The sequence below is a fragment of the Aceticella sp. 75b-Ac genome, assembly GCF_056032965.2.
This window is the reverse complement of sequence record NZ_CM190971.1, coordinates 1827370-1848032: the sequence shown is the minus strand read 5'-3', so window position 1 is coordinate 1848032 and position 20663 is coordinate 1827370. Positions and strand designations below refer to the sequence as shown.

The 20663-nt window shown below is 36.4% G+C and carries 20 protein-coding genes and 2 tRNA genes; 1 reads left to right on the top strand and 21 read right to left on the bottom strand.

Annotated features, from left to right (window positions below; all coding sequences use genetic code 11):
• Positions 1 to 62 precede the first annotated feature (62 nt).
• Entirely contained in the window at positions 63 to 734 is a 672-nt protein-coding gene (gene cwlD, locus AC0LWJ_RS09515) for an N-acetylmuramoyl-L-alanine amidase CwlD (RefSeq protein ID WP_474239747.1), read from the bottom strand.
• Positions 735 to 848: 114 nt separating this feature from the next.
• Between cwlD and AC0LWJ_RS09510 the strand changes: the two genes are divergently transcribed.
• Complete coding sequence (locus AC0LWJ_RS09510; RefSeq protein ID WP_474239745.1) at positions 849 to 1742, top strand: LysM peptidoglycan-binding domain-containing protein; 894 nt, start codon at positions 849 to 851, stop codon at positions 1740 to 1742.
• 8 nt (positions 1743 to 1750) lie between these two features.
• Here the strand turns inward: AC0LWJ_RS09510 and trxB are convergent, their stop codons facing one another.
• From trxB to AC0LWJ_RS09410, 20 genes are all read right to left on the bottom strand, one after another.
• Positions 1751 to 2665 carry a thioredoxin-disulfide reductase gene (gene trxB, locus AC0LWJ_RS09505; protein WP_474239743.1) on the bottom strand — a complete coding sequence of 305 codons (915 nt, stop codon included), beginning with the start codon at positions 2663 to 2665 and terminating at the stop codon, positions 1751 to 1753.
• Between the two features lie 74 nt (positions 2666 to 2739).
• Positions 2740 to 3015, bottom strand: coding sequence for a spore coat protein (locus AC0LWJ_RS09500; RefSeq protein ID WP_474239741.1), 276 nt, complete (start codon positions 3013 to 3015; stop codon positions 2740 to 2742).
• A gap of 12 nt (positions 3016 to 3027) precedes the next feature.
• Positions 3028 to 3213 carry a spore coat protein gene (locus AC0LWJ_RS09495; protein WP_474239740.1) on the bottom strand — a complete coding sequence of 62 codons (186 nt, stop codon included), beginning with the start codon at positions 3211 to 3213 and terminating at the stop codon, positions 3028 to 3030.
• Positions 3214 to 3301: 88 nt separating this feature from the next.
• Positions 3302 to 3616 (bottom strand): MazG-like family protein, encoded by a 315-nt coding sequence (locus AC0LWJ_RS09490; protein WP_284679933.1) that lies wholly within the window; start codon positions 3614 to 3616, stop codon positions 3302 to 3304.
• 10 nt (positions 3617 to 3626) lie between these two features.
• Positions 3627 to 5144, bottom strand: a complete 1518-nt coding sequence (locus AC0LWJ_RS09485) for an FAD-dependent thymidylate synthase (protein ID WP_474239738.1) — start codon at positions 5142 to 5144, stop codon at positions 3627 to 3629.
• Positions 5145 to 5274: 130 nt separating this feature from the next.
• Positions 5275 to 5350 (bottom strand) — tRNA-Lys (locus AC0LWJ_RS09480).
• Between the two features lie 6 nt (positions 5351 to 5356).
• Positions 5357 to 5441: transfer RNA gene (locus AC0LWJ_RS09475), tRNA-Tyr, on the bottom strand.
• Positions 5442 to 5541: 100 nt separating this feature from the next.
• The gene (locus AC0LWJ_RS09470) at positions 5542 to 6822 is read right to left on the bottom strand and encodes an adenylosuccinate synthase (protein WP_474239736.1); all 1281 of its coding nucleotides are present in this window, start codon (positions 6820 to 6822) and stop codon (positions 5542 to 5544) included.
• A 15-nt stretch (positions 6823 to 6837) separates the two neighbouring features.
• Complete coding sequence (locus AC0LWJ_RS09465) at positions 6838 to 8220, bottom strand: NAD(P)/FAD-dependent oxidoreductase (RefSeq protein ID WP_474239734.1); 1383 nt, start codon at positions 8218 to 8220, stop codon at positions 6838 to 6840.
• A 196-nt stretch (positions 8221 to 8416) separates the two neighbouring features.
• Positions 8417 to 9049 (bottom strand): DUF3786 domain-containing protein, encoded by a 633-nt coding sequence (locus tag AC0LWJ_RS09460; RefSeq protein WP_474239732.1) that lies wholly within the window; start codon positions 9047 to 9049, stop codon positions 8417 to 8419.
• A 29-nt stretch (positions 9050 to 9078) separates the two neighbouring features.
• Complete coding sequence (locus AC0LWJ_RS09455) at positions 9079 to 9408, bottom strand: DUF8180 domain-containing protein (protein ID WP_474239730.1); 330 nt, start codon at positions 9406 to 9408, stop codon at positions 9079 to 9081.
• Positions 9405 to 9605, bottom strand: coding sequence for a CooT family nickel-binding protein (locus tag AC0LWJ_RS09450; protein WP_474239728.1), 201 nt, complete (start codon positions 9603 to 9605; stop codon positions 9405 to 9407). The genes AC0LWJ_RS09455 and AC0LWJ_RS09450 overlap by 4 nt, the downstream gene beginning before the upstream one ends.
• A 20-nt stretch (positions 9606 to 9625) precedes the next feature.
• Complete coding sequence (acsV, locus tag AC0LWJ_RS09445; protein ID WP_474239726.1) at positions 9626 to 11563, bottom strand: corrinoid activation/regeneration protein AcsV; 1938 nt, start codon at positions 11561 to 11563, stop codon at positions 9626 to 9628.
• 268 nt (positions 11564 to 11831) lie between these two features.
• Positions 11832 to 13541 (bottom strand): SSO2105 N-terminal domain-containing protein, encoded by a 1710-nt coding sequence (locus AC0LWJ_RS09440; RefSeq protein ID WP_503031423.1) that lies wholly within the window; start codon positions 13539 to 13541, stop codon positions 11832 to 11834.
• Positions 13513 to 14169 carry an IS607 family transposase gene (locus AC0LWJ_RS09435; protein ID WP_503031424.1) on the bottom strand — a complete coding sequence of 219 codons (657 nt, stop codon included), beginning with the start codon at positions 14167 to 14169 and terminating at the stop codon, positions 13513 to 13515. The genes AC0LWJ_RS09440 and AC0LWJ_RS09435 overlap by 29 nt, the downstream gene beginning before the upstream one ends.
• A 218-nt stretch (positions 14170 to 14387) precedes the next feature.
• Positions 14388 to 16514, bottom strand: a complete 2127-nt coding sequence (acsB, locus tag AC0LWJ_RS09430) for an acetyl-CoA decarbonylase/synthase complex subunit alpha/beta (protein ID WP_474239101.1) — start codon at positions 16512 to 16514, stop codon at positions 14388 to 14390.
• Positions 16515 to 16532: 18 nt separating this feature from the next.
• On the bottom strand, positions 16533 to 17318 hold the full coding sequence (acsE, locus tag AC0LWJ_RS09425; protein WP_474239102.1) for a carbon monoxide dehydrogenase/acetyl-CoA synthase methytransferase subunit: 786 nt from the start codon (positions 17316 to 17318) through the stop codon (positions 16533 to 16535).
• Positions 17319 to 17450: 132 nt separating this feature from the next.
• Positions 17451 to 18800: an acetyl-CoA decarbonylase/synthase complex subunit gamma gene (gene acsC, locus AC0LWJ_RS09420; protein ID WP_474239104.1), complete on the bottom strand. Its 1350-nt coding sequence runs from the start codon at positions 18798 to 18800 to the stop codon at positions 17451 to 17453.
• Positions 18801 to 18897: 97 nt separating this feature from the next.
• Positions 18898 to 19842 (bottom strand): acetyl-CoA decarbonylase/synthase complex subunit delta, encoded by a 945-nt coding sequence (gene acsD / locus AC0LWJ_RS09415; RefSeq protein WP_474239107.1) that lies wholly within the window; start codon positions 19840 to 19842, stop codon positions 18898 to 18900.
• 18 nt (positions 19843 to 19860) lie between these two features.
• Positions 19861 to 20634: an ATP-binding protein gene (locus AC0LWJ_RS09410; protein WP_474239110.1), complete on the bottom strand. Its 774-nt coding sequence runs from the start codon at positions 20632 to 20634 to the stop codon at positions 19861 to 19863.
• Positions 20635 to 20663 lie beyond the last annotated feature (29 nt).

Sequence of the window (20663 nt, the reverse complement as noted above, 5' to 3'; positions counted from 1 at the left end):
ATATTTTTTCTTATATATGTCAATTTGTCTTACTGTATTTAATAAATAATCAGAAATACAAATTATGAAATTTCATTAAAATATCTCATAAGTCCCTTATATATTGCCCATGCTATCTTGTACTGATATTTTTTATCATTTAATAATTTTTCCTCTTCAGGATTTGACATAAAACCACATTCAACTATTACTGCCGGCATTTTAGCATTTCTTAATATGTAAAATGTGCTTGTTTCCTTAGGCATTCTATCATTACTTTCATCAAGTGTATTTTTTAATTCTTTTTGCAGAATTTCTGCAAGGAATTTTCCTTTTTCAGAATTTTTATGATAAAACACCTGTGCTCCCTTATACTGCTGCTGCGGGAAACTATTCTGATGTATACTTATAAAAACTTCCCCATTGGCATTATTACCCTTCTTTACCCTGTTTTTAAGGTCTTGCATTAAATTATCAGATAATGGATCTCCTTGCCGCGTCATTACAGCTACACCACCGCTTTCCTCAATAAGTTCCTTTAACTTTGTTGCTATTTCAAGATTTAATTCATCTTCATTTTTACCATATTTACCGGGTTTACCCGGATCACCGCCGCCATGTCCGGCATCAATTATTATTATTTTATTAGAAACAGGAATCTTATTAAAGATTTCAATTGATTTATTAAGGCAGCTATAAACCAGCGATATACAAAACAATAAAAATGCAATCAATATATACTTATTGACCTTCATAATATAGAATCCCTTCCTTTTTCACTCTTAATATAAAATTTATTCAAATTAAAAATAACTATGTCACTTTCCTTTGTTTAAATCATATTATGAATAAAGAAAGGAGGAAAAAATATGCTTACATTTGAATTCACATATGTTGTACAATCATGTGATACATTATTCTTAATTGCTAAAAAGTTCAATACCTCTGTAGAAATTATAATGACAAGAAACAATATCATAAATCCATCCCTAATACACCCTGAACAAACGTTAATAATACCTGTTAAGGGAATATACTATACAGTAAAACATAGTGATACCATATATTTAATAGCAGAAAAATTCGGTGTCCCATATGAATCAATCATATATGTTAATAACCTTGTATTTCCTTACACAATATATCCAGGTCAAATGCTGTTTATTCCAGGTGCGGTAGAAGTAGCTCCACCTGTACCGCCGATTTGCCCTGTGCCTCCGGCTCCACCTGTACCGCCAATTCCGCCGGTTCCACCGTCAACAACCTGTCCTTTTTACTATGTTGTCAGACCTGGTGATACTCTATGGGACATAGCAAACAGATATGGAGTATCCTTAGACGCTTTGATAAAGGCAAATTACATCGTTAATCCAAATTTGATTTATCCGGGACAGACAATTATTATCCCATGTCCCTCAGCACCACCAGTAGAATATCCCACGCTTAAGTTGGGTGACACAGGACCCTTTGTAGTAAACCTACAGTCAAGACTTAAATCCTTGGGATTTTATAAAGGGACGGTTGACGGTATTTTTGGAACAAAGACAGAAGAAGCAGTTAAAGAGTATCAAAAAAGCAGAGGCTTAACAGCAACCGGTATCGTTGATAGTAATACATGGAATGCATTATTGTTTAATACTCCACCCATCACTATAGATATAAATACTGATGACACAAAATGCAATGAAACTATTGATATAACTGATAAAAAAGATGATATTTCAATAGAAGATAATAATGAGGAAAAAAATAATCAGGGTTAAATCCCTGATTATTTTTTTAACGCTTCTATATATTTTCCAGCAATATAAGCCGCTATTGCACCATCACTCATTGCCGTCACAAGCTGCCTTAAGGATTTATGTCTTATATCACCTGCTGCAAAAACTCCCGGTATGTTTGTCCGCATATCATCGTCTGTAATAATGTAACTATGTTCATCCATATCAATTACGCCATTTAAAATTTCAATATTAGGAGCCGTTCCTATTGATATAAACATACCGTCAATTTTAATAGTAGTTTCTTCACCTGTTTTAAGATTTTTAAGTTTCAAGCCTTCAACCTGATTGTCGCCTTCAATATCTTTAACAACGCTATCAAGAATAATTTCAATTTTTTCATTGGAAAAAGCCTTGTCTTGTTCAGCTTTTGCAGCAGTGAGACTATTCCCTTTATAAATTATATATACCTTTTTAGCAAATTTAGTAAGATACTGCGCTTCTATTACAGCAGTATTATCACCACCTATTACAGCAACATCTGCTTCTTTGTAAAAGGCAGCATCGCAAGTTGCACAAAATGATACACCTGAACCAATAAATTTTTTTTCTTTTTCAAGACCTAATTTTTTATTTGTTGTCCCCATCGCAAGTATAATTGCCTTAGCTTCATATATATCATCCTCTGTCTGAACTTTTTTGACATCCCCTGTTATATCAAGCCCAACAACATCTTTATTAACAATTTGAAGCCCGTATTTTTTAGTCTGTGCCTCCATTTTTGATATAAGCTCAGGACCGCTTATATTATCATAACCCGGATAATTCTCAATCTTATGTGCATTAATTATCCTCCCACCAAGATACATTTTCTCTATCATCAAGGTATTAAGTTTCGAACGGCATGCATAAAGTCCAGCTGTGAGCCCTGCTGGTCCTCCGCCTAATATTATCAAGTCATACATTTAAACCAACTCCTTATATAATAATGGAAGTAGTGAACACTACTTCCATTATTATATCACAATTTTTTATTTGTTTACATTATGCCTACAGGTTGAATAAATTTATTTTTGGTTTCTTGTATATCCTGTGGCATTGCCGGCTTTGCTGGATACCATCCCCTTTGATTTATTGCATTCCAAACTGCTTTTTGGTCATCAAAAGTCTGATTCAGTACATTCACAAAATTACCTTTTATCCTGTCATTAGCAGATTCAACTGCTGCATGTGATAATACTTCTATAGCAAGCTTGTAATTTCCAAGAACACCCATTATTAAATCTTTATCGGTTACACCTGCATTACGCTGCATATATATGCCTCCTTATTCTATATTTTTTAATAATGAATTAAAATTGTTGCAGCATCTCTCAGAAAGATTTTGACAAAGCACCTTTAATTGCTGATCCTGTAACCTTGTAGCGCAATCCTTCAGGCATTTGCACATGTGGTCTTCTAAGGAAAGAGCATCATCGGTATATAACAATTCTTTACCTGTTATTTGCGGCATTTTAATTCCTCCTTTCATTAACTTCATTGTTAGTATTTACATACATAAAAAAAATATACGGCAATTAACCATATATTTAATGTAAAATTTATTTAATATACCCTTTATTTCTTAATTTATTTATATGCTGTTCTAACTGTTCTTTAATATCTATATCATAGGATTCTTCAAGTACAAACATCATTGATACCGCCACCTGAGCAACATCCAAGAGCTCTTCGGCAATTTTCTCCGTAATTTCTTTATCACTCATATTTACATTTTCACCATTTAATCCCCTGAATTTTCCTATGACCTGTGCCAGTTCACCGGCTTCTTCCATCAATTTCAGCGTAGTGGATTCAAGTGAAGGTGTAAGATTGTTAAGGCGGGGAAGACTTATTTCTTTATATTTCATATCCATTTTTATCCCCCTAAGCCTGTTTTCTTCTTGCTAAAAATCTTGAAAATTCAGGACAAATTTCTTTTATTAAATCAAGCATTTTATATGCTGTATTTCTTATATCCCATTGTGCTTCAGGTGTACAGCGTAAATTGGCAAAGTGGTCAAATGCCCATAAATCTGTATCCATAAGCACAAGCCTTTTATGTGCATTTGTCACTGCATATGGAGCTGCTTCAGGAATTTTCTCATTTAACTCTTCATAGAGTAATTCTGACGCTCTTATTGCATTTTCAAGTAAATCAACGCACCCTGCCTTTTCTATGCTAGGCGGTACTGTATATCCATTTTTAATTGTCGGTTCATAAACATTAAAGTTTATCGTTCTATGCCTTAAAAGCTGGTGCCAATTTGCCTCACTTATACATAGCTGGAATTTGAATCTTATTGACCTGAAGGGTTCAATCAAATGGTCAAATTGATTTATATCTTCAAATGCCTTATTGATTATGTTGGATTTTTCTTCAATTGTTAACCTGCTTACTGTTTTTTTTATCGCTTCAATTGATTTGCCGGAATATGAAAATAATATGTGCATAATCAAAACATCTTCCATTTTAATGCCGTTATCTCTTCCTGTATAATCAACCAGTACAACATCATCTTTTACATTATCCGTCTCCGTAATTAATCTACCTGCAATTTCCACAAGCCTGCTTTCAACCTTTTTTTGATACTCTGAAGGTCTTACATGCCTCATCATACTTGGAGATATTTTCTCTGCCTCTTCAATAATTTTTTGTGCTATAGTGTTTGCCTCCTCCGTCTTATGTGCCAATAATTTCCTTAAAATATCCAGCAAATCAAGTGCATTAAGTGCTACTGCAAAACTCGTACGGGTTGATAATAGTAGAGCATATCTGGCATCCTCAAAAGCTATTTTGCTTATTCTGTCCTGATATTTTCTTTCACTTTCATTCTTTTCTTTTTCTACTGTATTTGATAAATATGTAACAAGTTTTTCTACTAATTGTTCGTACATGTCATAAGATATGTTCCATGTTTTTAAATATTTATCTTTTAAATCCGAATAGTTTTTCAGTTCATTAGGAATAATAACTTTATCTCTTGTGGGCTTCTGATATCTTTGACTCCATTCAATAAAGGAAGGTCTTTTATTGATTAATTCTATATATGCAGACAAATATCTCGAAATATCTTCAACACAAAGGTGCATAAGATGCTGTTCTGCTATTGAGGAATGCCCAAATTTTTCTACCCATTTTTCATGAAATAATTTTGCTTTATCTATAGCAGCTTCCATAGAAGGTTCACCAGATGAAATAAATTCATTTATATCAAGGTCACCGTCTGTTAATGATTCTATTATATTAAGTCTCCAACTGGTATCTTTTCTGCTGACCTTGGAATTTATTGGCGGAATTATAAATTCCGGCAATGAATGTATGAAATAAACCGGTCCATATATGTTAGTAACAAATCGTTTTAACAAGTTTTCCTGCTCTTTTGTAAGCTTTGTCATCAGCATATTTAATAACCCCTTTCTAATACTTTATCCTTATTTACAATATATTATAACATAATAAAAATAAAGTTTATAAATAAGAATAAAAAAATAGTTATCCCATATATGAGATAACTATTCTGATTCATCAAAATGGTGACCCATCCGCGATTCGAACGCGGGACACCCTGCTTAAAAGGCAGGTGCTCTGCCGGCTGAGCTAATGGGTCGTAATATGGTGGAGGGAGATGGATTCGAACCATCGAAGGCTGTGCCAACAGATTTACAGTCTGCCCCCTTTAGCCCCTTGGGTATCCCTCCCCTCACACTTATGAACGACTTTTATATTATATTATATTATAACTATCATGTCAAGCTTTAAAGGTCATTTTATATTAAAAAATTATATCAAAAAGATTTTTTAGGATTCCTTCAATACTATTGTTTGCTCCCTGTCAGGTCCTACCGATATTATTGATGCATTTATCCCTATTAATTCTTCAATCCTTTTAATATATTTCTTAGCATTATTAGGCAATTCATCGAAACTTCTTGCGGTACTTATTTCTTCATCCCAGCCATCCATCTCTTCATATACAGGCTCACATAATGCAAGGTCTTCCAGACTTGCAGGAAAGTTTTCAATGACTTTCCCTTCATATTTGTATCCTTTACATATCTTAATCTTTTTTAACCCTGTCAGTGTATCAAGTTTTGTCAATACAAATCCCTTCATACCTGAAACCCTGACTGAAAAATTCAGTATTACCGTATCAAGCCAGCCACATCTTCTAGGTCTGCCTGTGGTAGTACCATATTCATTACCACGCTCTCTTAAGAAATCTCCATTTTCATCATGTAATTCGGTTGGAAATGGTCCTTTGCCAACCCTTGTTGTATATGCCTTTATAACCCCAATAACATCATTAATCATTGTTGGTCCAACACCTGCACCTACTGTAACCCCACCTGCTATTGGATGTGATGCCGTAACAAATGGATATGTGCCAAGGTCAATATCCAACAAAGTACCTTGTGCCCCTTCAAATAAAATTTTTCTGCCGCTTTTTATCAAATTATATAAAAGTAATGTTGTATCTGTAACATATGGTCTCAAGATATCAGCATATCTTCTGTAGCGTTCATATATTTCATTGAAATCCATTGCATCAGTGCCATAAACCTCTTTAAATATTTTATTTTTCTTTTCAATATTCAATTTCAATTTTTCTTTCAATACATCTTTTTTTAGTAAGTCACATATTCTTATGCCTATTCTTTCTGATTTATCCATATAGCAGGGACCTATACCCCTTTTGGTAGTACCAATATCATTTTTCCCTTTTGCTGTTTCTTCAAGTTCATCAAGCCTTATATGATAAGGAAAAACTACATGTGCCCTATCACTTATCTTTAAATTATCTGTACATATTCCCTGTGATTTCAAAGTGTTTAATTCTTCTATGAGTGAAGCAGGGTCTATAACAACCCCGTTGCCTATTATGCATATTTTTTCAGGGTATAATATTCCAGATGGAACTAAGTGGAGCTTATACTGTATACCTCCCTGCTTAACCGTATGACCGGCATTATTCCCTCCCTGATATCTTACGACTACTTCAGCCTTTTCAGCTAAATAATCCGTAACCTTTCCTTTACCTTCATCACCCCACTGTGAACCTACAATTACCAATGTTGACATTATTATGCCCCTTTCTTATTTTATCCTGTTTAAAATTTCTCTTGCAACAACAACACCGGAAATTGATGCCTGAACAAGCCCTCTCGTTATTCCAGCACCATCCCCTGCTGCAAAAAGATTTTTTACCTGTGTTTCAAAATTATTTGTAAGTTTAACCCTTGATGAATAAAACTTAACCTCTACTCCATATAAAAGTGTATGTTTTGAAAAAACGCCCGGTGATACTTTATCAAGCGCCTGCAACATTTCAATTATTGACTGCAAAAATCTATATGGCAGTACAAGACTTAAATCCCCCGGTGTCGCATCTTTTAAAGTGGGTTCTACAAGACCTCTTTTTAACCTTTCAGGTGTCGACCTCCTGCCTGATAAAAAGTCCCCAAGCCTTTGCACTAATACTCCATCCCCCAGCATATTTGCAAGGGCAGCAATATATCTTCCATATGCAATCGGTTGGTTAAATGGCTCTGTAAATTCCTTACTTACAAGTAGCGCAAAATTTGTATTATCTGTTTTAATATCTTTATAACTATGTCCATTAACTATTTTTAAGCCATTATTGTTTTCAACAACAACCTTGCCATATGGATTCATACAAAAAGTCCTCACCCTGTCGTCAAATAATTTGGAATGATAAATAAATTTTGATTCATATATCTCCTTTGTAATATCTTCCATTACAACAGCCGGTATCTCAACCCTTACGCCTATGTCTACTGCATTGTTTTTAGTTTCAAGTCCTATTCTATTAGCTTCCTCTTTAAACCATTCAGCACCTTCCCTGCCCGGTACAACAACTATATATTTTCCTGTATAGATTTTACCATCTTCTGTTTCAACACCATATGCCTTTTTATCCTTAACAAGTATTTTAGAAACAGTCGTTTTTGTCTTTATTTCAATCTTATCCTTTAAATAATCCTCTATATTTTTAATAATATCATAACACTTCTCTGTACCAAGATGCTTGATTACCGCAGGAATCAATTTAAGGTCTGCGGCTGCAGCTCTTCTTTCTATTTCTCTAATCTTCTCTTTATCTGTTCCATGAACCTCTGTTGTAGCTCCAAATTTAACATATATATCATCTACATACCCTACAAACTCATTTAATTCTGACTTTTCAAGGTATTCATCGAGGACACCTCCAAAATCAGATGTCAATGTTAGTTTTCCGTCACTGAAAGCACCTGCTCCTCCAATACCGCATGTAATAGAACAGGGTTTGCAATTTAAACATTTGGAACCGTATTTGCCTATGGGGCATAGCCTTTCACGTATATTTTTCCCTTTTTCAAGAAGCAATATCTTTAAACCGTCAATTTCTTTAACAAGCTCAAGAGATGTAAATAATCCTGCAGGACCTCCCCCGATTATTATTACATCATATAATTTCATTAATAACACTCCTTTGTTTTAATAAAAGCAAATACCCCTATTGTATGATAACAAAAAACTAACATATTTTCAAGAAAAATTCGAATTATATTCTGTAAAATTAATTTAATGTTCGTGTTTTAAATAAATTTTAAAAAAGAAAAAAGTATTCTTCTAAGAATACCACAAGACTACTATGGATATTTAATCTTTTACCTTATTTATTGGAAAGTTCTTTTAATTTTGCAATGGCTATTTCTCCAACAAATGCCAAATCCTCTGCGGTAAAGTAAAATGAAATATTGCCATCAAAAAGAATTTGTGCAGATGGGGAAAATTCTTCATCACCACTCCATATTGCAAAGACTAAATATACATTATCTATAAATTCAAATTTATAAGCAGCATCCCCCATCTCAATTTTTTCTGCTCCAAGACTTTCTAAAGCTTCATTAAACTTATCCAACTTATTGCCAAATGTCCTTGAAAGCCTAAAAATGCACCTGCCATAAAAATTATTGTAATAAACATTACCACCGGAGACATCCCTATATGTTATATATTTATTTGTTGGAGGAACTTTTTTGCTATTTATTAAATATCTCAAAATAAGTGTCTTTAAAGGATAATTATTTACTTCACTATAATCCTGATTGAGAATTTCCCCGGATGGAAATTTAACAATGTATTTAGTTCCCATAAGTTTAACAATAAATTCATTATTATCGCTATTATATTTACATCCTGTTCTTTTATATATCTCTTCTGGATTACACTTTTTAAACAATTCTCTGTTATACTCATATGGTATTTTATCTTTTCTTTTCTCATCAATTGCTGCTCTGTCCATATTCCCAATCCTTTCAGAGTTTCTATATATTACATATGCTTCTTAGCTTCAATTAACATCTCATCAGCTTTTTTCATGTATTCAACTGCTTTTTCTATATATTTAGAAGTTTCCATTTTATTCATGGCTTTTGATTTTTCAACCCATTCTATAAAGCTTTCTTCATGAGACTTATTATGGTCCACCCAATGTGCCAAGAGAATATCCAGCGTTTTTTCGTCTTTACTGCAAGCAATTTCTTCTAAAGGTACTCCATGTGTATGTTCGTGTGTGTGTTCATGAGTATGATTATGAGTATGCCCGCATTCATGGTCATGGGTATGTCCGTGGTCGTGGTCATGATTAAAATCATTATTCATTTATTTTCACTCCTGTTTATTAATATTTTATTATCAAGTAATTTTATCTCTTTGATCGTTCCTTTTATAAGCTTTTCTTCTCCGAATAAATCAGTCAAAAGTATTTCTTCATCTCCTTTTGGTTTTACCTCAATAACATAATCCATTATTTTTTCTTCACCATCCGGTGTAATTAAATAAGCATTTGCTTCACACATGATACCTTGCCTCCTTTCTTTTACAACTTTTCAAACCGTTCCCTAACACTGGGAAACTTATTGATATCAGTATGAGGTAAAAAACAAGATGATACAAACTCATCCATATAACCGGGCTCTAAACTAAGTTCTACATATGTCATTTGATTTGCGATTTCCTCCAGTTTACGTCTTGCATCTTCACTCATCATAGTCAGATAACATCCCATCAATGAACTGTTTCCTATATAGGCAATCTTGCTTCTATCAATATCCGGAAGCATACCTATCATAATTGAATTTTCTATATTTAAGCTGTTGCCAATACCTCCGGCAATCAAGAGTTTATCTATATTAGTAAAATCCATTCCTAAACTGGTAAGCAATGTTGTTACACCAGAATATATAGCTGCTTTTGCTCTAATAAAATTATCTATATCTACTTCTGTAATGTAAATATCCTTTTCTAAATTATATTCTTCTTTAAATGCCAATACATATTCCCCAATCCCATTTTCATCAAAACGAACCCTGTCAGTATTTAAATCTTTGTTGAGTCTGCCTTTTCTATTAATTACACCTGTCAGCATCATCTCACATATCAAATCAATAATACCCGACCCACAGATTCCGATAGGGTTTCCTTCACCTATAATCTTTAATGTGGGCTTGTATGTCGTTTTATCTATTGTTACCTTTTCTATTGCACCATTTGTTGCTCTCATACCACAGCTAATCTCTCCGCCTTCAAAAGCCGGTCCTGCCGAACAGGCACAGGACATCATATAATCCTTGTTTCCAAATACAATCTCTCCGTTTGTTCCCAGATCAATAAACAGCACATTTTCATCTGATGTCCACAGCCCCGATGCCAATACACCGGCTGTAATATCACCTCCAACATAGCTGGCAACCGATGGTGCAAGATATATAAAGGTTTCAGGATTTACTTCAATTCCTAGTTCAGAAGCTTTAATAAAAGGTGCTTTTACAAAGGCAGGTATAAATGGCTCCATCCTTAAAAAGTTAGCGTAAACACCCAGAAAAAGATGAGACATTGTCGTATTTCCTGCTGCAACAAGTGATACAACCTCGTCCCTGCTTACTTTTGCATCTTGATACATTTTATATAAAAGCGGGTTTATTGTTTCATTAATAATGGCATGATTTAATTTTTCCATACCATTTATCTTAGTTGAATAAATAATCCTGTTAATTACATCTGCCCCATATTTCATCTGTGCATTACCTGATGAAGCTTCTGCAATCAGTTCCCCGCTGTATAAATCAACAAGGCAAGTAGAAACCGATGTCGTTCCAATATCTATTGCAACTCCATAGAGCCTGCTGGTTTTATCCCCAATTTCCATATTAATAATAGTAGTTTTACCCTTTCCGCGAGGTATATGTGTTATTGTAACTTTATAATCTGCTTCTCTTATTAATTGAGGAATCCTTCTTAATAAAGGTAGTCTGAAATATATTTGTGTATATCCAAGTATTTTCCTTACATGTCTTTTTAACCTCTCAACATCAGATATGTTATCATGTTTATCAGGTATACTTAATTCTATATAATCTTTCCTGACATATGTCACAAATTCCATTCCGTAATTCAGTACCTGATCCTTTGCTCTTTTAAGTATCTCTCTTTTTTTAGAACCAACAAGACTTTCAATTTTCATACCGTACATTGCAGAAGAAGATTCTTGAGGGATTCTTATGGTTATATCCTGAATCACCTTTGAGCAGCATGCTAAAACGTAACCCTCCTCTATTTCCTCATCTGTAATAGCCTTGCTTGCTTTTGAATTATATACCTTACCTTCTAATACCTTTACTTTACACTTGCCGCAAGTGCCGTTTCCGTTGCATGGACTATCAATAAAAATTCCCGCTTTTCTTATTACTTCCAGTAGGGTTTCACCTTCTAATACATCTATTTCTTTTTCCATTGGCAGAAATCTTACTTTATACACTTTCCTACCTGGTTCAAAAAAGTTTACAATACATAACAATAATTAATTTTTGTAAACCCGACCTCCCCATGACCAGGCTTTACACCTCCTTGAAATATTTTTCCTGGGGCGACAGGGAGACCTTAGTCCCGGGCGTCCCACCCGGACGGGAGAACGGCGCTTTACGGGCGCAACTTGCGTTGACCGTTAAGCGAAAGTCTACTGCTCTGCCTCCCGCGATCTGCTAAATGCGACCTGCCGGTTGTTTCCGGACTCCGGCTAAACGGGGTCACCTACTTGATAAAGCAAGATGCTTCAAGTCACGCCAGACGGAATAGAATGATTCCTGTTTAAAACGAGTCAGACCGTTGTAAGTAAGAATCTTTCCGTCCAGTTTCTTGAAGAGCTGTTTCACCTTTCGGGTCATCCCTCTTCCTTCCCCAGGCAAGGAATTTGCCTTTTGATTCAGCTTCTCTTTAAGGACTTGGACTTTCTGTTTTAATTCATTGGTAATACGCTCTTTGAAACCTAGTGCACGACGGGCTATGACCAATGCTGCGGCATGGTGTATTATTATGCCATACTTCTGCATGTACTTCCAGTAACCTATGGTTGACGTGTGTGCTGACCAGACCTGCTTTACACCTACGCCTTCCTTGAAAGCCCTGCGTATGACAGCTTCAACCATCTTTCTAAAAGGGAAATTGGCTGCCATGCGGTTGAATTTTTTGTTGGTATCCAGATGGTCTTTCCCGAATTCCAGATTTTCTAAGGCTATGGGTTTTCCCAAGGCTTTAGCGATGTCTACTATTACTTTAGCCAGTACACCGACTAAGTAAGTACGCCGGAAACCACGGCTTTCTGCCAGTTCGGGTATCTTGATGTAAAGAAAACCGTTTGGATGTACCGTTAAGAGAAATTCTCCGTCAAATTTGTGTAAGGCTTTTGGGTATGGTACGTTAAAATTCTCTGTCCATGATTCTGGTTGACCGGTGTAACCGACATTAGCAAGTGCTATTCCGTCAGGGTTGGTGTCCATACCTAAATAACCATAGTCGGGATTAGTTAGCAAATTGGGTGGTGTTAAGACGAAACTGATATGTACCCTGTACCTATCATCCTTGCCTTTGATCAGTTCCACTGTATAAGGTGTGCCGGATAAAAGCAGTTCATACACCTTTGAACGGTATTTATCCGGCAGCCAGAGCCTGCCTTCTACACGGGGTGCCCTGGTCATTATTGGTCTGCCTTTGATGTCTGTACCTTTTTGCTCGGACAGGTGAGAAATGGTTACTGATAAAAAGAATTCTCCATCATGCTCGCTTATCTTGATGTTCGGGTTACCGCCTTTAGTCTTATCACCACGGGCATATAACCTATCTTGACGTGCTTGCCTCCATTCTTCTATCGAAACGCTGCCTTTGCAAACTTTCTTCCACAAGGAACGACCGCCAAAGACTACTGCCGGTATGGTGCTGTTGTCCTGATGAACCTTTAGCTCATCCAGCTTGTCAGATAATTTTTTCACTCTGGCTTTGCGACCGTGTACGGTATGCTTGAATTTCCCGATTTTTACCGGATCGTTTTTCTTAATGGCTTCGTCTAAGGTTTTTTCTGCCTGTCTGAGTTTTTTCTTTGCACGGGCTAATTTTGTTTTTGTTTCTTCTATTTCCAGCTTTAAAAGTTCTTTTTGTGATTCGATTATGGCTTTAGCTTTCATTATGGCGTCATCACAGCATCGTGAATTTAAACCAAATACCTGCTGACCTTCTTTTTTTAGTTCTTCACGTGATTTATCTTCCTGCAGCCGGTTGAATGCCCAGCGCATGCAGGAGCAGAACAATCTCATCTCGGTGTTCAGCGGGTCTTCCATCCCACGGCTCCACTTTTTTAAGCGGAAGACAGGGTAGACCTCCGGGAAAAATTCGCCGCAGACGGTGCAGCTTATTTCACCGTCAGGGCTGTACGATTTATTTTTGTTCTTTTTCCTTTTCTTCATCTGACTTCACCTCCATTATCAGTTCCCGGAAACCCTGCCTTATCTTCTTACCGCCTCTGGCACCATACAGCTTAGCTGAAAAAGAAGTAACTATCGCCAATAAGTCCCTGACCAACTCGGATTGTGCGTCTTCCGGCTCTTTCTCGGCCGTGGCGATTACCTCCACACCACAGCAGTGTAAGTGCCGTTCAATGTACGAATACCCAAATCTGGCCAGACGGTCGGGATATTCGATGATAAGCTTCTTGTATTCACCACGCTCAGCCAGTTTGAGCACGTTCGTCAATCCGCGGCGCTTCTGATTTAAGCCGCTGGCTGCGTCGGTGAACTCGGCAACGACACGGTAATTTAATTCCATCGCATATTGCCTCAGCCTTTCCAGCTGCCTGTTTAAATTGCCGGCATCCGCCTGCTTTTTAGTGGACACCCGAGCATATAGAACGACGTCTTCCTGCCCGGTGTTTAGCTGTCCGGACTGCAAGAGCCTGTTGAGTTCGTCTATGGAGTACCGGCGCTGACCACTAGGCAAACGGATGGGCTTGATTAAACCCTGCTTTTCCCAGTTGCGCAAGCTGTTAGGATGGACGCTTAGTTTCTTTGCTGCTTTGCTTATAGTTAATAATTCCATATATTTATTGTATTATATTTATTATATTTTATCAAGGTTTGTCGAAAATAAGGTAGCTGTTACTTACCTCCTTAAAAGCACCTTTTAAGCTGATATTATTTTAACCTTTTATTAGATTTATTATTTGTCCTTATTTTTTTTATGCCAGTGAAACACTGTCGATCAAAGTAAGTGCTTCACTGGCATATTGTAATCAGAAAGCCTTTATATTAATAACTTTACATTAACGGATCCATTGTAAGTGCAGGATGTCCCTTTTCTTCCAAGAATGCAAGAACTCCTTCTGAATCTGTAGCTATTGTTTCATCGCAAATCATGTCTGTGAAATTATCTATACCATTTACTTCTTTAATGGTTGCATTTAGCCTTTCAGCTACGAAGTCTTTTAAATCCTTAGGCATCCATACTATACGTACAGCACCACCTTCAGCTCTCATGAATTTCTTTGAAGATATGAAAAGACGTCCGTGTCCCATAAAGCCTGGTGTCTGTACACCACCACCGGTCATCGATGCAAGGTCTCCAAATGTCATACCAAGTGGGCAGACGCCGCTGTATTCCCTGTTAACAATGACAACACCGTTTGCTTCAGGCATAATGCCGCAGATACACTCGAAACAGCCGCAGGATGTCATTGGGTCTTGAAGCATACTGTATAATGTAACACTCTGAAGTGCTCCCTGTGAAAGTTTACTTACTGTTTCATTAACCTTCTCATAGATACCAAGATTTTCATCGATTAACCCTTCCTTAGGCACCGGCTGACAAGGTCCCGTAGGATCCAACTCATATGTTGCCTTAGCATCTAACCAGCTTACTGCTCCGCAAAGCCCAAGTCTTTCAGGTGTAACAACGCAAACATGGGCAGGTGCAAAGGACTGGCAAAGAATACAAGAATAGAAGGTATCAACACTTTCATCGGTCATTGAGCTTATTCTGTCATCCCTCTCTTGATATCTTGGCAATGCATATTTTTCCATATATTCCTTACACTTTTCCTCATCTGTAAAGATTGTAACCTGACATCTGTCAACAACCTTTGAGAACTCATCCATCATTTTTGCATATACTGCTTCACCTATATGGTTCAATCTAAAGCCTTTTTCATATGCATCCTTACTTATTCTGACCCATGCGAGATTCCTCTGTCCAACATGCATTACACCTTCTATATAATTCAAGAAGTAGTGAAGCCTTCTTTCAAGTACAGGTTCGAAATCCGCATGCATATTCTTTCCTGCAACTTCAATTAAAAGTCCAAGAGGTAATCTTCCCGGCACTTCAGTAATTGTATCAATATCAGGACCTACTACCGTAATTTTGTGGTCCTCTACATTAGCAAGGTCTGTTGCCATAACCAATTCCCATGCATTCGTTTTGCCGCCGCCAAATTCAGCAAACATATCACCTTTTCTTATTCTTTCACCTTCAAAGGCAGGTGCAAATGCAACAGGTATAGGAATTTCTGTAATCTTTATCTTTATATTTCTTGCTTCTAAAGAGGTTCTTACAAACTTATCATAATCTTTTTGAGTTATTAATAGTGTAGGAACTTCCGGTACCGTTTGATCTGTTATTACTGGGAATCCAAGTGCAATTGCTCCGGCTCCAGTAGATACTACCAATTCGCTGAGAGGTCCGAAGGCATTTACAAATGCCGGCACCCTTTCCTTTGTGTACTTCAGAAGGTCACCAAGAGCCCCCGGTTTAATAGCTCCAAATATTAAAGCTGTTCTTATAGCAACTGTTACTGCATGGATAACAGATGTAACATCATATCCAAGTGGAACAACCCTAAGCTCAACCCCCATTTTAATCTTTCCTTCAATCGCTTGGTCTATAACCTTCCCTACCAAAAAGGTCATCAAACCCTTTGACTGATAATCCTTTATTACCTTAGTTGCCGTTTCGGCATCAGGACACTCCCCCAATACAACAGCTACACCGGGTATATCACCTGTTACAAGTGGTACACCAAGTGAACGAATTATCGCATCAGATACAAAGCCTGCACATGGAGCGCTGTACGGTGTTTCCATAGTAGCATATTTAACCGCCTCAATTATTTCAGCAGAAATAGCTGTTGCAAGTCCTGCATTTAATGCCTTGTCAAGTATTTCCTCTTCTACAATCAAACTTTTTACAATAGGTAAAACTTCTTCTAATTCTCCAAGGTTTGTTATCTTTTTTCCTGTCGCAGCATAAATAACAGGAAGGGAATAAGCTGTATCCGGAAATGCAACCTTATGGTCTCTGCCCTTTTCCTCTACAGCCTTTTTGACAAGCCCTTCTGCTGCAGAAAGGGCTTGTTTTGAACCTGTAAATATTATTTGAAATAAACTCATTTTAAATCCTCCTTTTTATTATAAATCTAAATATGAATCTGCATATAATACAGCTCCATTTATAACGTCACATGTCTTAATTGTCTGCATAAGCCTTAAATCGCATGGGTTCATAATTGCCGAAGTCAAACCTTCTTCTATTGCCATTGCTGCAAATACTGAATCCATAATAGGTCTTATTTCTTTTGGAGCACCATTTGATACGTTGCTTAATCCACATGTGGTTTTTAATCCCATCTCACTTATCATCCTGACGGTTTTTAAAACACCTTTTTGTTTGTCCTGCATTCCCTTTATTACAAGAAATAATGGGTCAAATAACATATCTGTTGGTTCCAATCCTAATGACAAGCCTCTTTCAAGCATTTCAGTGCAGTATGCCATACTCTCATCGGTATCCTTAGGTATTCCTTCTTTTGCACATAATGCAATAACCATAGCATCATTTGCAGCCGCAAGGTCTATGTTTTCAATTCTTTCACCGGCATCTGCAGAGTTTACAATCGGTTTACCTTTTGACCTGTTATAAACCTTGATTCCAGCTTCTATAGCCTTTCTATTTGTTGTATCAAGAGCTAATGGAACATTATCAAATTCGCTCTGTAATAGCTGAACTCCCCATGTCATAAGCTCAACACCATTTTTTTCCGCTGGTCCGATATTTAAATCAAGATAATGTGCACCTGCATCCAACTGTTCTTTTGCCCTCTTTAAAATTTGCTCAGGGTTTCTTTCTTCAAATGCCTTTCTTATTGCCGGTGATATACAGTGTATTCTTTCACCTATTATTAAGAATTTTTCCATTATATTACCTCCTTATAAAATTTAGTTTAATTTTTTTTATTTTGCATTCTGAGGTATATTGGAAGGAGCTCATTTTGAGCTTCTTCGCCACCTGCAGAATGATAAATAACACATCAAATAATAATTATATGATTAACCTGCTAATTCCCTCAGGAATTTTGGAATTTCCATTGCTTCTAATGTTCCAACGATTATCTCCCAATCCGGAAGGTTCTCCTGCAAGTCTCCTTTTAAAACAGCAACCTTTCCAGGTATTATCAGCTTTCTTGATTTTGTCTTATTTTCGATTCCGCTTTCCTTTATGAATTTAGCTATACTGGATGCGGTAAATTTACCAGCAGCCCATGCAGTCAGAACGGAATATCCACCTGCATCAGGTATTGCCATCCAAACCGGAACTCTTGACCTTTCAACTTCACCGGAAACGATAAAGTATGTTAAAGCAAAATCAACTGTACAAAGTACTGGTGAATTTTCATCTGCATTATTTATTGGATATATATTTGGTTCAACCCTCATTGGTTTTTGAGGATCTGTGAATATATTCTGTCTTAAAGGATAAAGCGCCAATGCTCTTGCATAGTCTATATCATTTAAGACTATGATTGAACCATATTTCATTGTAAATATTGTGCCTAGTGCAACTTCCATATATTTTTCGCCTTTTGCAAGTTCATTTGCAAAGATTACCGAAGGATAGCCAAATGTTCTGTCATTCCCAGTAATATTAATCCTTCTTATTTGAATAGCATTTTCAAATACCTCTTTTATTGATGTGGCACCAGGATCTAAAATTAAATCCTTATGACCAAGCTTTTGCACTTCTTCAATTAAAGTATATAATTCTTCTAGATTTGCTGCTTTAAGCCCTAAAGGAATCTTTGTTCCTTTAACAAGTTCCACCATCTCTTTAAAGTTGTCCTTGTTTACTCCATATACAACAGGAACCTCGTCTTTAACCAGTTCCAATGCCTCTTTCATTACATCCGGTTTTTCACATATAAGCATGTAAGCATTTTTTAAATCACTGTCTTTAACTTTATTAATAATAGAGATGAATTTATCCTTGTCGCTATCAAATTTTATTGCAACAATCTCTATTTTCATTTCTTCGCCTATTCTTACATAATTAACATTCTTTATATGAGCGATTTTTTCATCAATTTCTGCATCTGTCATAGAATCTGAAAGCAGGAGAGCAAATCTATTCCTATTTACAAATGTTTTTTCGTGCCTGAATAAAACCGTTTCTCCTCCAAGCTTGTACTCAGCATCACCCTTGCCTATTGTTATTGTCTTCATTATCGGAGCTGTTGCTTCAGCAAGCTTATCTAATGCCTCCTGAGAAATATACGGACATTTGCCTATTTCAGCACCACCTGCCGCTACCTTCATAGCAAATGCTAAACAGGTTGGAAACCCGCACTCCTTACAATTTTTTTTCGGTAATAGCTTAAATATCTCTAATCCTGATAAAGCCATTTTAAATCCTCCTTATTTAATTACATTTTTAATATCTTTTTTGGTTTAAGCAGTAGATTTTTATCTATCTTTATCTATTTTATATATCTTTTTTGGTTTAAGCAGTTAACTCATTTATAAGATTTTTTATAATTTTTACTGATGTCGGATGACGCAGTACGACCGCATCAGAACCTGCAACAAGAACACCAGATGCTGTCGATACCTCCATTGAAATCGCCCTGTCTTCTTGATTGCCCCATTCAGGCACATCACTTTCTGTTGATACTGTTTCCTTTATCTTATATGTTTCAAATGAAACCGGTGTAATAATCGGCATTTGAAGTGTTTTATCATTTTGTCCGAGGGCTGCAAGCCTGATTCTATCCATTGTTGATATTACATACTCATATCCGTATCCAGCCGCCGCGCAGCCTACATTCATAACAATGCTTTCGTTCTGAATGCCCAATTGTGATAGCAAAATATTAAGCTGTTTTGCAAGGTTAATATCAACTGAGGATTCAGCTCCAATCTTATGCTTATATGCCAATACACCTGCTGCTGCAACCGCTTTATAATTGTCCTCAACAGCTGACATTAACAGAACATTCTTCCCTTCCAATTCCTTTGCAACCGCCTCAAATAATTTCCCATCCTTTTCGTGGTTGCCTGTTCCTGCTACAACAAGCGGTAATGTTATTGCATCTGCAACCGCCTTTGTAATCTTTGCACATTCATCAACAGGTTTATCTAAGCCGTTTGGGTCTGCTCCTACAAGCCTTAAACAAATAAAATCAGGTGCATATTTATCCTCAACAAATTTTGCCCATGCCGCAGGGTCAGATGCCACATCTTTATATAATTCTTTTAAGGTGTCAATCCAATCTTCAGGATAAATATCCTGTATCTCCATACCTACCTTTGGTGTGTTACCTGTATCACCGTCAAAACTACAAAATGGTAATACCTGCGCCCCACCTAATTTTATCGCCTTTTCACCTGTTCCTAATTCTACTTCGCAAATCTTTCCTGGAAATTTTTGTACTGATTTTTTAAACATGTCTTAATACCTCCTCAATTACTTTTTAAATTCTATTTTTGACAGTATATCTTTAAATGCTTTTTTATATATACTATCCTCCGGTAATTTAACCAATGGTATCGCATTTGAATCGTAATCATATATCATCGGATCCATCGGTAATACCCCTAATAAATTCAGGTTTTGCTTTTCTATTTCTCCTTTTATACCCTCATTGATTTTCCCTTCTGGTGCTTTGTTCACTATCAAATATATTTTATTAACCCTGATCTTCAGCTCATCTACTAAATCTCTTATGCGACCTACCGTTTGAATTCCCCTTCTGGAGCAATCACTTATCAGAAATAATACATCAATATTATCAACTACCTTTCTGCTTAAATGCTCCATACCTGCCTCATTATCAATCACAAGGTATTTATAGTTGGCAGAAAGAGAATCTATTAATGCTTTTAAAATGTCATTTACATAACAGTAACAACCAGGTCCTTGAGAACGACCCATAACTAATAGGTCATAATTATCACCCTCAGAAACTGCAGAATTAAGCCTATATTTAAAATAATCTGCTTTGCTCATTCCACCCGGATATTCATTACCTTTAAGCGCTTTATGAAGCACATCTTCTCTGATTTCACCTATTGTCCCTTCAACTTCTATTCCTAATACTTCATTTAAATTGGCGTTTGCATCTGCATCAACTGCAAGGATCGGGCCTTCTCCCTTTTTAACTAAATAGTCAACTAATAATCCAGTAAAGGTTGTTTTGCCGGTGCCGCCTTTTCCTGCAACAGCGATTTTATATCCCATAGTATCTTCTCCTTATATTCATAAAACTC

What these genes read in the sequence shown, in the direction of transcription:
- AC0LWJ_RS09435 (WP_503031424.1), bottom strand. Translation starts at nt 14,169, where the DNA reads ATGGAATTATTAACTATAAGCAAAGCAGCAAAGAAACTAAGCGTCCAT.
- AC0LWJ_RS09485 (WP_474239738.1), bottom strand. Translation starts at nt 5,144, where the DNA reads ATGCTGATGACAAAGCTTACAAAAGAGCAGGAAAACTTGTTAAAACGA.
- cwlD (WP_474239747.1), bottom strand. Translation starts at nt 734, where the DNA reads ATGAAGGTCAATAAGTATATATTGATTGCATTTTTATTGTTTTGTATA.
- AC0LWJ_RS09465 (WP_474239734.1), bottom strand. Translation starts at nt 8,220, where the DNA reads ATGAAATTATATGATGTAATAATAATCGGGGGAGGTCCTGCAGGATTA.
- acsC (WP_474239104.1), bottom strand. Translation starts at nt 18,800, where the DNA reads ATGGCTTTATCAGGATTAGAGATATTTAAGCTATTACCGAAAAAAAAT.
- AC0LWJ_RS09500 (WP_474239741.1), bottom strand. Translation starts at nt 3,015, where the DNA reads ATGCAGCGTAATGCAGGTGTAACCGATAAAGATTTAATAATGGGTGTT.
- AC0LWJ_RS09495 (WP_474239740.1), bottom strand. Translation starts at nt 3,213, where the DNA reads ATGCCGCAAATAACAGGTAAAGAATTGTTATATACCGATGATGCTCTT.
- AC0LWJ_RS09455 (WP_474239730.1), bottom strand. Translation starts at nt 9,408, where the DNA reads ATGAATAATGATTTTAATCATGACCACGACCACGGACATACCCATGAC.
- AC0LWJ_RS09440 (WP_503031423.1), bottom strand. Translation starts at nt 13,541, where the DNA reads ATGAAGAAAAGGAAAAAGAACAAAAATAAATCGTACAGCCCTGACGGT.
- AC0LWJ_RS09450 (WP_474239728.1), bottom strand. Translation starts at nt 9,605, where the DNA reads ATGTGTGAAGCAAATGCTTATTTAATTACACCGGATGGTGAAGAAAAA.
- acsD (WP_474239107.1), bottom strand. Translation starts at nt 19,842, where the DNA reads ATGTTTAAAAAATCAGTACAAAAATTTCCAGGAAAGATTTGCGAAGTA.
- acsE (WP_474239102.1), bottom strand. Translation starts at nt 17,318, where the DNA reads ATGGAAAAATTCTTAATAATAGGTGAAAGAATACACTGTATATCACCG.
- AC0LWJ_RS09490 (WP_284679933.1), bottom strand. Translation starts at nt 3,616, where the DNA reads ATGGATATGAAATATAAAGAAATAAGTCTTCCCCGCCTTAACAATCTT.
- trxB (WP_474239743.1), bottom strand. Translation starts at nt 2,665, where the DNA reads ATGTATGACTTGATAATATTAGGCGGAGGACCAGCAGGGCTCACAGCT.
- AC0LWJ_RS09460 (WP_474239732.1), bottom strand. Translation starts at nt 9,049, where the DNA reads ATGGACAGAGCAGCAATTGATGAGAAAAGAAAAGATAAAATACCATAT.
- AC0LWJ_RS09470 (WP_474239736.1), bottom strand. Translation starts at nt 6,822, where the DNA reads ATGTCAACATTGGTAATTGTAGGTTCACAGTGGGGTGATGAAGGTAAA.
- AC0LWJ_RS09410 (WP_474239110.1), bottom strand. Translation starts at nt 20,634, where the DNA reads ATGGGATATAAAATCGCTGTTGCAGGAAAAGGCGGCACCGGCAAAACA.
- acsB (WP_474239101.1), bottom strand. Translation starts at nt 16,514, where the DNA reads ATGAGTTTATTTCAAATAATATTTACAGGTTCAAAACAAGCCCTTTCT.
- AC0LWJ_RS09510 (WP_474239745.1), top strand. Translation starts at nt 849, where the DNA reads ATGCTTACATTTGAATTCACATATGTTGTACAATCATGTGATACATTA.